Origin of the sequence: Haloferax namakaokahaiae (genome assembly GCF_042663225.1) — an archaeon.
Classification (GTDB): Archaea; Halobacteriota; Halobacteria; order Halobacteriales; family Haloferacaceae; genus Haloferax; species Haloferax namakaokahaiae.
Window position 1 is genome coordinate 79560 of record NZ_JBHTAA010000005.1, and the last position, 13786, is coordinate 93345.

Here is a 13786-nt window from a genome sequence, read left to right on the forward strand (position 1 = left end):
GCCGCGAATGTCTATTCGCCGCGAATCTCGGCCATGTGGTCGATGCGCTGCTGGACGAGGTCCTCGGTCCCGATGTCGTGGCGGATGTGGAACCCCTCGCCGGCGGCGGCGAGCGCGCTCTCGGCGAGTTCTTCGGCCGCATTGATGCTGTCGGCGACGCCGACGACGGCGAAGGAGCGCGAGGTGGTCGTGTAGAGACCATCGTCGCGGGCGTCCACGCTGGCGTAGAAGAGGAGTGCGTCGCCAGCGGCCTCCTCGTCCACTTCGATTTTCGCGCCGGCTTTGGGGTCGGTCGGGTAGCCCTCGGGGACGGCGTACTTACAGACGGTCGATTTGTCGGCGAAGTCGAGTTCGGGGAGCGAGTCGCCTTCGCGGGCAGAGACGAGCACGTCGAGGAACGGGGTTTCGAGGACGGGCAGGGTGTTCATCGCCTCCGGGTCGCCGAAGCGGGCGTTGAACTCGATGACTTTCGGCCCCTCGCTCGTGAGCATGAACTGGCCGTAGAGGATGCCCTTGTAGTCGGGAAGCGCCTCGACGACTGCCTCGATGACTTCGACGGCCGCTTCATAGTCGCCGTCTTCCATGAACGGAAGCGAGGGCGTGGTGTTCGTGTAGCTTCCCATGCCGCCGGTGTTCGGTCCTTCGTCGCCCTCGTAGGCGCGCTTGTGGTCTTGGACGGCGGGGCTGACGCGGAACTCGCCGTCGGCGACGAACGCCTGAATCGTGAACTCCTCGCCGACGAGGCGTTCTTCGAGGACGACCTGCTCGTAGTCCGAGCCGCGGAGGTACTCCTTGGCCTCTTCTTCGGTCACCTGGTCGCCGATGACCTTCACGCCCTTGCCGCCGGTGAGGCCGGCGGGCTTGACCGCGAGGTCGCCGTCGTACTCGTCGATGTAGTCGCAGGCGGCCTCCACGTCGTCGAAGGTGGCGAAGTCGGGGTTGCCCGGAATGTCGTTGTCGCGCATGAACTCGCGCTGGAACGCTTTGTCCGTCTCGATGCGGGCTTCGGCGGCCTGCGGGCCGAACGTGTAGACGCCCGCCTCGTCGAGGGCGTCGGCGACACCGGCGGCCAGTCCGGCCTCGGGACCGACGATAGCGAGCGTCGCGTCGATGTCCTCGGCGTAGGCGACGATGTCGTCGGCCGCCGTCTCCGAGATGGTCTCGAACTCCTCGGCGAGCGCGACGATGCCGGGATTTCGGTTGCTCGCACAGGCATAGAGGTCGCAGTCGGGCGCGAGCGCACGGGCGATTGCGTGCTCGCGGCCGCCGCCACCGACGAGAAGGACTGTCTCCGTCATGGTTTCACAGCCTGCGCACAGGAGTGTAAAGATTGCTCTTCAAACGAGGTTTGATACCCACAAACTTGCATATATTTACTCTCGACGCGCAGTCGTTCGCTCTTCTGTCCAAGAACGTCGTTGTCCGTCTCCACGTCGCTTTAGTCGCCGGAGTGCCCAAGATGAGGTATGACTTCGCCCGCGGGACGTAACCGACTCGACGAGGAACAGAGTCCGTACCTCCGGCAGCACGCGGACAACCCGGTCAACTGGCAACCGTGGGACGACGAGGCGCTCGAAGCCGCCCGCGAAGAGGACAAGCCCATCTTCCTTTCGGTGGGCTACTCGGCGTGCCACTGGTGTCACGTCATGGCCGACGAGAGCTTCTCGGACCCCGAAATCGCCGAGGTTCTCAACGAGAACTTCGTCCCCGTGAAAGTAGACCGGGAAGAGCGCCCCGACCTCGACCGAATCTACCAGACCATCTGCCAACTCGTCACCGGCGGCGGTGGCTGGCCGCTCTCGGTGTGGCTCACCCCGCAGGGCAAACCGTTCTTCGTCGGCACGTACTTCCCGCCCGAACCTCGACGCGGCGCGCCCGGCTTCCGCGACATCGTTCAGAGCTTCGCCGAGTCGTGGCGGACCGACCGCGACGAAATCGAGAATCGCGCCGACCAGTGGACTGCCGCAATCAGGGACAACCTCGAAACGACGCCCGACACGCCCGGCGAGGCACCCGGTTCGGAAATCCTCGATACCGCCGCCCAAGCCGCCCTCCGCGGTGCCGACCGCGAACACGGTGGCTTCGGAACCAGCGGCCCGAAGTTCCCCCAACCCGGCCGTATCGACGCCCTGTTGCGCGCCTACTCACTCACCGGTCGCCAAGAGGCGCTGAACGTCGCTATCGAGACACTCAACGCGATGGCCAACGGCGGTCTCCGCGACCACGTCGGCGGCGGGTTCCACCGCTACTGCGTCGATAGCGACTGGACCGTCCCGCACTTCGAGAAGATGCTCTACGACCAGGCGGGACTCGTCCCTCGCTACCTCGACGCCGCCCGACTCACCGGGACCGAGGACTACGCCGACGTGGCCCGCGAGACGTTCGAGTTCGTCCGCCGGGAACTCACCCACGACGACGGTGGGTTCTTCGCAACTTTAGATGCTCAATCCGGCGGCGAGGAGGGCACCTTCTACGTCTGGACGCCCGAACAGGTCCGCGACCACCTCGGCGAACTCGACGCCGACCTCTTCTGTGACCGCTACGGCGTCACGAAGGGCGGAAACTTCGAACACAAGACGACGGTCCTCAACGTCCAGACCTCGATTGCGGACCTCGCCGAGGAGTACAACCTCGACGAGTCCGAGGCGAGAGACCGGCTCGAATCTGCTCGGGAAACGCTGTTCGAGGCCCGCAGCGAGCGCGTCCGCCCCGCCCGCGACGACAAAATCCTCGCCGGCTGGAACGGGCTCATGATTTCGGCGTTCGCACAGGGCGCACTCGCGCTTCAGGACGACTCGCTCGCCGAGGACGCGGCGCGCGCGCTCGAATTCGTCCGCGACAACCTCTGGGACGACTCCGAAGCCCACCTCTCGCGGCGCGTGATGAACGGCGAGGTGAAAGGCGACGGCTACCTCGAAGACTACGCCTACCTCGCCCGCGGCGCGTTCGACCTGTATCAGGTCACTGGCGACGTGGAACACCTCGCCTTTGCGCTTGACCTCGCCCGAGCAATCCTGCGGGAGTTCTACGACGACGCGGCGGGCACGCTCTATTTCACGCCGGAGAGCGGCGAAGCGCTCGTCACCCGACCGCAAGAACCGACCGACCAATCGACCCCCTCCAGTTTGGGTGTCGCCACGTCACTGCTCTTGGACCTCGACCACTTCGCGCCCGACGCGGGGTTCGGCGAGGCCGCAGACGCGGTTTTGGGAACGCACGCCAACCGCATCCGTGGCAGTCCAATCGAGCACATCTCGCTCGCGCTCGCGGCCGAGAAAGCCGCGAGTGGGGTTCCGGAACTGACGATTGCGGCAGACGACGGCCACATCCCGGCCGACTGGGCCGACGAACTCGCCGGTCGCTACCTGCCGGGTCTCGTGATGGCTCCGCGTCCAGCCACCGATGAGAGATTGGCCTCGTGGCTCGATGCACTCGACCTCGACGACGCACCGCCGATTTGGGCCAGTCGGGAGGCGACCGACGGCGAGGCGACCGTCTACGCCTGCGAGAACTTCACCTGCTCCGCGCCGACCCACGAGTTGGACGAGGCGCTGGCGTGGTTCACGGCGGGCGACGCGTAGGGTCGGAATCGTCGGCCTTCGACGTCCCGTCGGCGAACGTGGGCGTACACTCGGGCCTGTCCAGTCGTCCTCGCAGTGTCACGGTCCGTGATGGCCGAGTCGTAGTATGGCTGAGACATGCTTTTCCGGCGCTACAGCCTTTCTTCCTGCGATGAGCACGGAGTCCTCTGTATCGCTGGGTGGTCGAGCACTGCGTGAGGCAGACCAGGAACAGCCGGTCACGCCGCTCGAGTTGTTCTTCGATTTAGTGTTCGTATTCGCGTTTACGCAGGTTTCGAACTTCCTCGCGCACAATATGACCTGGTTGGGGATGGCCAAGGGGGCAGCGATATTTGCCGCTCTCTGGTGGGCCTGGGTGTGCTACTCGTGGTTGACCGGGACCGTCGATGCGGAAGACGTGCTCCCGGTTCGAATGGTTATTCTCGCCGCGATGGTCGCCATGTTGCTCGTCGGGCTCGCGGTGCCGGCCGCGTTCGGCGAGTACGCGTTACTCTTCAGCATCGCGTATCTGACCGTCCGCGTGCTACACGTCGTCTTCTACCCACTCGTCGCCCCACCAGAGACGGCGCGGGCGGTCTATCAAATCGCGCCGGGGTTCCTCGGCGGGCCGGTGCTCATCGTCGTCGCCAGTTTCACCGACGGCGTGCTTCAGGGCGCGCTCTGGATTCTCGCCTTGGGTATCGACTACGGCGTGGTGTACGTTCGGGGCGTCGAGGGGTTCTACGTCACCGTGAGTCACTTCGTCGAGCGCCACCGCCTCATCATGATCGTCGCGCTCGGCGAATCGCTCGTGGCTATCGGTATCGGCGCGCGCGGCTTCGAACTCACGCAGGATATCGTTATCGCGGCGATTTTGGGGATAATCTTCGTCATCGCGCTCTGGTGGCTCTACTTCGACTACATCGTTCTCGCCGCCGAAGAACGACTCTCACAGGAACCCGGGGTCAACAAGTCCACGCTGGCGCGAGACTCCTACAGCTACATTCACATCTTGATAGTCGGCAGTATCATGTTCGTCGCTCTCGGCATCGAACAGACCCTCGGCCACGTCAACGAACCGCTCGGTCCCATCTCCGTCGTGGCGCTCTTCGGTGGCGGTTCGCTCTACCTTCTCGGACACAGCGCGTTTCGCTTCCGCGACCACGGGACGGTTAGCGTCCTCCGGGTGGCCGTCTCGATTCTCGCTCTCGCCTTGATTCCCGTCGCGCTACAAATTCGTTCGACAGTCGCGCTCTTCATGCTCACCGTCTTATTCGTCGCACTCGCCGTGTACGAGACCATCTGGTCGGAACACCGGAATCGAATCCGTTCGGACAGCGTGGACGCCAGTTGAGCCTCGCGCTGAACGCGACGCTCTCGGTCGAGTCGAGGCCGGCAAAATCCCAGCAGCACTCAGTTCGAGAGCTGCTCGGCCAAAAAGACCGCAATCGGCACCGGTTCCTCCTCCACGAAGCGCGCAACCTCTTCACCCTCTAACTCGACCACGACGGTCGGAATGAGCGAGATATCGTACTCGTCTACGAGCGGGCCGACCTTCGAGCCGTCGTCTTCTTTCTCGACCGGGTAGTGTTCGATTCGGTCGGCGGAAACCTCGGCGGCGTCGAGCGCCGCGCCGAAGTCGGGGAGTTGGCGGCGGCAGTCGCCGCACCAGTCGCCGCCCCAGATTTTGAACGTGTACGGTTCGGCTCCGAGCGCGGCGACTGCGTCCTCGTAGGACGCCGCATCCCACGCCGGATTCGGTTGCATCGTTTCGAGCGTCTCGGATTCAGCCATGTCACCGACTATCGCCCGCGACGATATAATGGGTGCGCTCGCGGCGTCGCCTGCCACGGACTGTTCGGTCGTCCCACTCGTGGCACGACCGAAACACAGACAGTGGCCGTATCCACCGTATCCGCCAGTCGTTTAACTGCGTATCCTATATCGAATTCCAATGGACGACAGCATCCTCGATACCATCGGGTCACCGCTGGTACGGGTCGATTCCCCCGAGGGAGCGACCATCGCGGCGAAAATCGAGTCGAAGAACCCCGGTGGCTCGGCCAAAGACCGACCCGCCAAGGCCATGGTCGAAGCGGCCGAAGAAGCGGGCGACATCTCGCCCGGCGACCAACTCGTCGAACCCACCTCGGGGAACACGGGAATCGGGCTTGCCGTCGTCGCGGCCGCGAAAGGATACGACTTGACCATCGTCATGTCCGCGTCGATGTCCAAAGAGCGCCGAGAAATCATGCGCGCCTACGGGGCGACTATCGAACTCGTCGAGGGCGACATCTCGGACGCGAAAGCGCGCGCCGACGAACTCGAAGCAGAAGGGATGTACCAACTCCGGCAGTTCGAGAACCCCAACAACCCGAACGCCCACTACCGAACCACGGCCGAGGAGATTCTCGACCAGACGGACGACCGACCGATTGCGGCGTTCGTCGCGGGCATCGGAACCGGTGGCACGATTTCCGGCAACGGTCGTCGCCTCCGCGAGGAACATCCCGAGATGCAAATCGTCGGCGTCGAACCCGAAGCGAGCGCCGTGCTCTCGGGCGGCGACATCAGCAACAACGACTTTCAGGGCATGGGTCCCGGGTTCGTGAGTCCGAACCTCGATACCGAACTGCTCGACGAAATCGAAATCGTCGCGCTCGAAGACGCCGAAGCCGAGTGCCGTCGCCTCGCCCGCGAGGAAGGCATCTTGGTCGGCCAATCGTCGGGCGCTTCGCTCATAGCGGCAAAGCGCGTCGCAGAGCGAATCGCCGACCCCGATGCCGACGAGGGAGACGAACCGCTCATTATCACGGTGTTCTGGGACTCCGGCGAGCGCTACATGTCCACCGGGATGTTCGATTGAAGAAGGAACGGACGAACTTCTCTCGACTTACGCGCCGAACTCTGCTTCTGAGACGCGAACGACGAGCGTCTCGTCTACGTCTCGCAGGTCGTACTCGGGAACCTCGCCGTCGATGCGCGTCACGAACATCGGTTCGACGAGTCGTCCGTCCTCGACGCCGTAGATAGCCAGATATTCGCCGGTTTCCTCGGGTTCGACGTTTCCGTCGCGGACGTCGCGTGCGAGGTCGCGCGAGAGCCATTCGGTCTCGGAGACGGAGGGTTCGAGGACGAGCGCGAAATCGGAAAACCGAACCAGATACCACTGGAGGTCGTTCAACAGCGACACCGCGGCACCGAGGCTCACGGTTTCGAGCGCGAGCGTGTTCGAGAACGGTTCGGCCAACGCGTAGGTCGAAAGCGCCGCACGCGCCGTGTCTCTCGACAAGAGTTCGTACTGGAGGTGAACGTCTTCCGTGCCGACGATACAGACGCGCGTCACGTCGCGGAGGACGGTTGTGGTTGGGTAAAGCGGTTCCGGTACTCAGTCGGAGAGCCACGCGTCGGCGCACAGCTCGTCACAGAAGACGACGAGTTCGCGCTCGATACCGATCTTTCCGGGACCGTCGATTTCGCGGTCGAGAACCACTTGATAGTGGTCGTCTCGCATGTCTACCTCCCGATTGCAGCGGGCACACCGTTCTGTGGTGTTGCTCCAATCGGTTCGCGCCGCCCGGTGGCGAAGCCGCCACTCGGGACCGAGGGAGGACCGTTTTTGGCGCACTGTGTGGGACATGTCTCATCGTGCGCCCCCGAGCACTATAAATCCATTTTTGTACAATTGTTCACGCACATTACGAATTGAACAGTCACTAATTTTCTAATGTGGTTGCTGTTCGCACAGTTCGTGTGCGACTGCGTACCGAGACCCACACGGCCGCTTGCGCGGCAGGTACACTCGCTCGAACGGCACTCACTCACCCCGCAGTCACTCACATTCACCCCACACGACCCTCACACTCGCTCTCGATTCCGCGCGGCCTGCACCGCGAGGTCGAACAGGTCGGTCGATTCGGCGCGTTCGACGGCGGCGAGCGAGGCGTTCGTCTCGGGGTAGTTCGGGGCGACGCGCTCGCACCCGACCGGGAGCGTCGAGTCGGTGTACGTGCCGATGTCTCGCGCCGTTGCGATGATGTCCGTCTTGTCCCACGTCAGGAGTGGTCGATGAACCGGGTAGTCGATAGCGGCGGCGGTGACCGCGAGGTTCGCGCCGGTCTGACTCGACTTCTGGCCGATTGCTTCGCCCGTCACAACCGAGTGTGCGCCCTCCTCGGCGGCGACTTCGGCGCCGATTGTAAACATCAGACGGCGAAGCGAGAGCATGCGCGTGTCGTCTATCGTCTCCACCAGTCGGTCCACCATCTCGCCCGCGGGGACGACGTGGACGCGCATGTCGAAGTTCGGCGCGCGCCGAGCGAGTTTCCGTACCGTCTCGACGGCGCGGGCGCGGTGGTCGGCCCCGCCGAAGTCGCCGAGGTCGATGTAGACGGGGACGATTTCGCAGCCGCGGCGCATCAACTCCCACGTCGCAACCGGCGAGTCGATGCCGCCGGAGACGAGCGCGACGGCCTTCCCTTGCGTGCCGAGCGGCAGTCCGCCGGGACCGTCGAATCGCTCGGTCGAGACGTAGGCTTCCTCCTCGCGGCACTCGATTCGATAGGTTCTATCGGGGTTATCGAGGTCAACTGGCGCGCCGGTTTCGTCGATGACTGCACTCCCCGCTTCGCGCTCGATGTCGCTCCCGGAGAACTCGTCGTCGTCTCGCGCTCCCGTTCGGTCGCCGTCGATGGCGAAGGTTGTGCTCTCGGGGTGGTCGGCGGCGAGTTCGCGGCAGACGGCGACGATGTCGTCGAGGTCGGGGTCGCAAGCGAGCGCCGGCCGCGCCCAGACGACGCCCGGAACTTCCGCGCAGGCCGCGGCGACGGTCTCCGGGTCGCTCACGTCGCGGACGAGGACGCGTGACCACTCGCCATCGACGGTCCCGTCGAGCGAGCGGTCGTCGAGCACGGCCTGGAGGTTCTCCCGTAGTCGTGCTTCCATCCGCGCTCGAACGCTCGAACTCTTCGTCCCAATCTCGCCGTAGCCGACGAGGACGACGTGCGCCCAGTGTGTCACACTCGTCGGTTTTTCACGCCCGGTATTCAGCGTCTCGCTCTGTGGACGTTCGCATAACCTGTCAGGGGATATGCTTGTTATATAGTGGCACATAGTGGCACGTACCGAACTGTAGACAGCTGTGCACCCAATATAAACCACTTAATGGTGATTTGCCCTCCCTCCGCCATACGCAATGCCGGTCACTCGGCTGATTTCCCCCTGACACACCACCGTTCATGACCTCTGAGGAGCCATCTGCCGACGACTTGTCTGCCCCCACGTACTATCTCAACCGCGAACTGAGCGAACTCTCGTTTCAGTCGCGTGTGCTTCAGCAGGCACTCGACGACCGAACCCCGCTGCTCGAACGCGTTCGGTTCCTCGCCATCTTCACCAAGAACCTCGACGAGTTCTTCATGAAACGCATCGGCGGCCTCAAACAGCAAATCGAGGCGGGCGTCACCGAGCGAACCGTCGATGGCCGAACCCCCCGCGAACAGTGGGAAGAAGCCATCGACAAGGCCCGCCCGATGTTCGAGGCACAGGCCGAGTGTTACCAAGACGAGATTCGACCGGCACTCGCCGACGCGGGCATACAGATTGCCGAGTACGACGACCTGACGCCCGACCAGCAGGACCAGATGCGCGAGTACTTCGAAACCTCCGTCTTGCCGACGCTCACCCCGCTTTCGTTCGATCCGGCACACCCGTTCCCGTTTATCTCCAATCTCTCGCTCTCGCTGGCGGTGCTCACCACTCGCAACGGCGACGACCCGACCTTTACGCGCGTCAAAATCCCGCAGAACCGCCCGCGACTCGTCGAAGTCGAACGCGAGTCCGACGAGAACGTCACCTACGTCCTCCTCGAAGAGATAATCCGTGCGAACCTCGACCTGCTGTTTCCCAACGTTGACGTACTGGAGACGGCGCTGTTCAAACTGACGCGAAACGCAGAGGTTCGGCGCAACGAAGAGGTCGCAGAGGACCTCATCGAGATGATAGAGGAGGTCATCGAACAGCGCCGGTTTGCGACGGCGGTCCGTCTCGAACTCGAAGCGGACGCCCCCGAGTCGGTCACGAAGCTCCTCGTTGACCAACTCGACCTCGACGACCGAGAGGTGATTCGACTCGCCGGTCCACTCGACTACCGCGAGTTCATGGACCTCACGGACCTCTCACGACCCGACCTCTCGCTCGTCCCGTGGTCGCCTCAACCGCATCCTCGGTTTCAGACGCTCGATAGCGACGATATCGGCGTCGAAGAGAGCGACTCCATCTTCGACGTGATTCGCCGGAAGGACGTGCTCTTGCACCACCCGTACCACTCGTTCGGCGATACGGTCCAGCGGTTCCTCGACGAGGCCGCCAACGACCCGAACGTCTTGGCTATCAAAGCCGCCATCTACCGGACGGCCTCCGACTCGAAGGTCATCGAGTCGCTCATCGACGCCGCAGAGAACGGCAAGCAGGTCGCCGCGATGGTCGAACTCAAAGCCCGATTCGACGAGCAGAACAACCTCGAATGGGTTCGCAAACTCGAAGAAGAGGGCATCCACGTCGCCTACGGGACGATTGGACTCAAAACCCACACGAAGACGGCGCTCGTCGTCCGCGAAGAGGAAGACGGCGTCCGCCTCTACTCGCACGTCGCCACCGGCAACTACCACTCTGGAACCGCCAAGGGCTACGTGGACCTCGGCGTCCTCACCGCCGACCGCGACATCGGACAGGACCTCGTGAAGGTGTTCAACTTCTTCACCGGCCCCGCGCTGGACGAGGCCTTCAGAAAACTGCTCATCGCGCCCGTGACGATGCGCGACGAGTTCACCGACTCCATCCGCCGCGAGGCCGAACACGCCCGCGCCGGCCGACCGGCCCGTATCGTCGCCAAGATGAACGCGCTCGAAGACCCCCAAATCGTCGAAGAACTCTATCGGGCGTCGATGGCCGGCGTCGATATCGACCTGCTCGTCCGCGACATCTGTCGGCTTCGACCCGGTATCGAAGGACTCTCTGAGAACGTCTCTGTGAAGAGTATCGTCTCTCGATTCCTCGAACACTCGCGCATCTACTACTTCGAGAACGCGGGCGACCCCGAGTACTACGTCGGCTCCGCGGATTGGATGACGCGCAACCTCGACAAGCGTGTCGAAGCCGTCGCTCCCGTCGAAGATATCGATATCCGCGAGCAACTTCGTTTCATCTTGGAACTCGGTCTCGCCGACAACACGACGGCGTGGGAGATGCAGTCGGACGGCTCCTACGAGCGATGCGAGGCGGGCGACGACCCGGCTATCGCCACCCAGACGGTGCTGATGGAACAGGCGCTCGCGGCCGCCCGCGACGACACCGTCACGCGCGGGATTCCGGCCGAACACGAACACGTCCCCGAGACGCTGTTGGTCGAATCGGCAGGACACGAGGACGAGACAGAACCAGTCCCCGAACCGGACGAAGTCTCCGAATCTGACGAGCAAGCGGTCACCGAATCCGCGACGAACAGCGACCCGCGACACGTCCTCGACTCGTTCTCCGAGGTGTGGTACGTCCCCGACAGCACGCACTACGACTACGCGGTTCGGACGCCGGAGGGAGACAGAGTGTATCGAAAGACCGCAGAAGGTGCGGCAAACGTCGTCAAACGGCTCTACGAGACGAATTAGAACGTCGTCAACTCGCCCTTGATGGTGCGGCGAGTGATTTCGGTGACGTCGGCGAGTTCGCGGTCCACGATGGCGACCACGTCGTCTTCGATGTCGGCGACGGTGACGCCGTCTTCGGTGATGACCTTCGCGTCGGCGACGTGCGGTTCGTCGATGGGACGACCAATCTGCGAGAGCAGGCGGACCTGCAGGTCGCGGATGCCATCGACTTCGGCGACGACGGTCTCTGCGATGTGCGTCGAGAGCAGGTTGTAAATCTTCCCGATGTGGTTGACGGGGTTCTTCCCGGAACTGGCTTCCATGCTCATCGGGCGGTTCGGCGTGATGAGACCGTTCGCGCGGTTGCCACGGCCGACAGAGCCGTCGTCACCCATCTCGGCGGAGGTGCCCGAGGTCGTCAGGTAGTACGACTCGTCGTCGAAGTCGTCGGCGGTGTTGACATCGACGTTGACCTCGCGGTCGGTGTACTCCGATGCGAGTTCGGTGACGAACTCGCGGACGCTCTCGACGGCTTCGATGTAGTCATCGACGTCGTCGAGGTGCTGGTCGATCATCGCGGCGGCGACGGTCACGTCGATGACGTCGCCCTCGCGCTTGCCCATGATTTTGATGTCCGTCCCGAGTTCGGGGTGGTCGTCGCCGTAGCGCGCGCCGTTGAGCGCGTGCTCGGCTTCGAGGACGATTTGCTCGGTCTCGGTCAGCGGTGCGTGGCCGACGCCGAAACTCGTGTCGTTCGCCATCGGGACTTCTTCGGTCTCTTCGCCGAAGACGTCCTGCAGGTCGCCGGAGCCTTCGCCGAGTTTGACGTCTACGATGACGTCCGTGCCGACGTCGAGTTCCGGGATGTTCTCCCGAAGGTAGTCGCGGGCGGCGCGGAGGGCCGCAGAATCGACGGGGAGTTTCTCGCCGTCGTACTCCTTGGTCGCGCGGCCGACGATGAGCAGGTAGATTGGCTCGATAATCTCGCCGCCGCCGAACTTCGGCGCGGCGGTGCCGGCGACGAGTTGCGTCTCGTCGGTGTTGTAGTGGAGGACCTTGCCGACCCGTTCGAGATAGAGATTCGACAGTTCGCGCGAGACGCTCTCGGCGATACCGTCGCAGATGGAGTCGGGGTGCCCGATACCCTTCCGTTCGACGATTTCGACCTCTTGGTCCTCGACCGCTCGTTTCTCCGCGGATTCGAGGCGAATATTTCGGTCGCTCATTGGCCAGACGTACCCAGTCGGCGTTTCTATAACTTGCGGAAACCTTCGAAGGGAGCGCTATTACTGTGGTGTATTATGACACGACGGGGAGGGAATTACGACTCGTCAGCACCGAGTAGCATCCCGAGATACGAGGTTCGAATCTGGTCGCCGGGGTCGAGTCCGAGCGTCCGAAGCACCGAAAAGGCACCCTCGCGCGCGGAGTCTACATCCGATTCGGTTTCGACTTCCACCTCGACGAACTCGCCGAGACCCGACACCGCGTCGAGCGAGACGGTGTAACCGTCGAGTTCGAACCGCTCGCGTTCTTTTTCGACGGTTGCGGCGGGCGCGAAGCCCACTGCTTCGCAAATCGCGTCCATCGTCTCGCCATCCTCGACGCCCGTCTCGTACTCGCGGCGGGTCTTCGACTGTTCGTCCACGAGCGGTCCCTTGTAAGTGAGTCTCGTCACCTCGTCGAGGACGGTGTCGCTGTCGCCGTCGAAACGCGCTTCGTGCCGGAGGCGAAGTGCCTCGTCGGTCTCCGCGAAGTCCTTGTGCGGTGCGTCGTAGTAGGTATCCGTCTGGACGACTCGATTCACCTGTGTCGCACCCGCGCCGTCGAGTTTCTGGCGGACTGCGGTGTGGTCGGCGCGGACTTTGACCTCGACCTCGTACATGTGTGGTCGGTGTCGTCGGTGAGCAAAAACATCGGGGACTTCAGCTACCGGTTCCGGCAGCATTTGTGTGTCATGTTTTATCATGACTTGCTGCGTAAGGGGTTGTGGTATGAGTCAAGAGACACCGACGACACCGACGGCGACGATAGAACGCCAACAAGAGGAACTAATCGACTCCACGATTACCCAGAACGTCGTGTTCGCGGCGATGCTAGGCGGATTCCTCGGGACGATACTGATGATGCCAGTGCTCGTCGGTATCCCCGAACTCCTCGGTCTCTTCGTCACCGGGCCTATCACGGACTTCGCCGGGTTCGCGCTGTTCTTCGGACTCGAATCGACACTCACGCTGGGAATCGTCGTGTTCGGAATCGGGGGTGTCGTCGTCCTCCCCCTGACGTTCATCGTCGTCGGCGCGTTCCTGCCGCCGGGCGAACCCAAATACCTCCGCGGCGTCACGTTCGCAACCCTGTTCTGGGTCGGTTTCGCGCCAGCGTTCTGGCCGCCGGCCGGTGCGCTCGTCGTCGCATCCTACCTCGTGTTCTCGCTGCTCGGCCACTGGGTCTACGGACTCACCCTCGGGTACGTCCTCGACCGAGTTGCGGGCATTCCGCAGCACGAGGTGTAGGTGCGATTGACGCCCCTTCGCCCGCCTCGACGTGAATCGTGACTGACACCGGCCGAGCGACAGACGGTCG

12 protein-coding genes are annotated in these 13786 nt (G+C 63.4%); 5 read left to right on the top strand and 7 right to left on the bottom strand.

What is annotated here, in order from left to right; translation table 11 throughout:
- Positions 1-11: 11 nt before the first annotated feature.
- Entirely contained in the window at positions 12-1298 is a 1287-nt protein-coding gene (gene purD, locus ACFQJC_RS07855) for a phosphoribosylamine--glycine ligase (RefSeq protein ID WP_390222767.1), read from the bottom strand.
- Between the two features lie 168 nt (positions 1299-1466).
- Here purD and ACFQJC_RS07860 point away from each other — a divergent pair, with 168 nt between their 5' ends.
- Positions 1467-3581: a thioredoxin domain-containing protein gene (locus ACFQJC_RS07860; RefSeq protein WP_390222768.1), complete on the top strand. Its 2115-nt coding sequence runs from the start codon at positions 1467-1469 to the stop codon at positions 3579-3581.
- 151 nt (positions 3582-3732) lie between these two features.
- Positions 3733-4914, top strand: coding sequence for a low temperature requirement protein A (locus ACFQJC_RS07865; protein WP_390222769.1), 1182 nt, complete (start codon positions 3733-3735; stop codon positions 4912-4914).
- Between the two features lie 59 nt (positions 4915-4973).
- On the opposite strand, the gene ACFQJC_RS07870 is transcribed toward ACFQJC_RS07865, so the two are convergent.
- On the bottom strand, positions 4974-5354 hold the full coding sequence (locus tag ACFQJC_RS07870) for a thioredoxin (RefSeq protein ID WP_390222770.1): 381 nt from the start codon (positions 5352-5354) through the stop codon (positions 4974-4976).
- A gap of 160 nt (positions 5355-5514) precedes the next feature.
- Between ACFQJC_RS07870 and ACFQJC_RS07875 the strand changes: the two genes are divergently transcribed.
- Positions 5515-6426, top strand: a complete 912-nt coding sequence (locus tag ACFQJC_RS07875; RefSeq protein WP_390222771.1) for a PLP-dependent cysteine synthase family protein — start codon at positions 5515-5517, stop codon at positions 6424-6426.
- A gap of 27 nt (positions 6427-6453) precedes the next feature.
- On the opposite strand, the gene ACFQJC_RS07880 is transcribed toward ACFQJC_RS07875, so the two are convergent.
- The 3 genes from ACFQJC_RS07880 to thiI all read right to left on the bottom strand — a co-directional run bounded on the left by ACFQJC_RS07880 (position 6454) and on the right by thiI (position 8579).
- Positions 6454-6906, bottom strand: a complete 453-nt coding sequence (locus tag ACFQJC_RS07880; RefSeq protein ID WP_390222772.1) for a DUF5804 family protein — start codon at positions 6904-6906, stop codon at positions 6454-6456.
- 42 nt (positions 6907-6948) lie between these two features.
- Entirely contained in the window at positions 6949-7074 is a 126-nt protein-coding gene (locus ACFQJC_RS07885; RefSeq protein WP_390222773.1) for a hypothetical protein, read from the bottom strand.
- Between the two features lie 344 nt (positions 7075-7418).
- Entirely contained in the window at positions 7419-8579 is a 1161-nt protein-coding gene (gene thiI / locus ACFQJC_RS07890) for a tRNA uracil 4-sulfurtransferase ThiI (protein WP_390222774.1), read from the bottom strand.
- A 218-nt stretch (positions 8580-8797) separates the two neighbouring features.
- On the opposite strand from thiI, the gene ppk1 reads away from it, so the two are divergent.
- Positions 8798-11224, top strand: a complete 2427-nt coding sequence (ppk1, locus tag ACFQJC_RS07895) for a polyphosphate kinase 1 (RefSeq protein WP_390222775.1) — start codon at positions 8798-8800, stop codon at positions 11222-11224.
- Here the strand turns inward: ppk1 and ACFQJC_RS07900 are convergent.
- Both ACFQJC_RS07900 and cyaB read right to left on the bottom strand, forming a co-directional pair.
- Positions 11221-12429, bottom strand: a complete 1209-nt coding sequence (locus tag ACFQJC_RS07900) for a methionine adenosyltransferase (RefSeq protein ID WP_390222776.1) — start codon at positions 12427-12429, stop codon at positions 11221-11223. The genes ppk1 and ACFQJC_RS07900 overlap by 4 nt on opposite strands.
- 95 nt (positions 12430-12524) lie before the next feature.
- Positions 12525-13088 (bottom strand): class IV adenylate cyclase, encoded by a 564-nt coding sequence (gene cyaB, locus ACFQJC_RS07905; protein ID WP_390222777.1) that lies wholly within the window; start codon positions 13086-13088, stop codon positions 12525-12527.
- Positions 13089-13197: 109 nt separating this feature from the next.
- Between cyaB and ACFQJC_RS07910 the strand changes: the two genes are divergently transcribed.
- Positions 13198-13716 (top strand): DUF6789 family protein, encoded by a 519-nt coding sequence (locus ACFQJC_RS07910; protein WP_390222778.1) that lies wholly within the window; start codon positions 13198-13200, stop codon positions 13714-13716.
- The last annotated feature ends 70 nt before the right edge of the window (positions 13717-13786 follow it).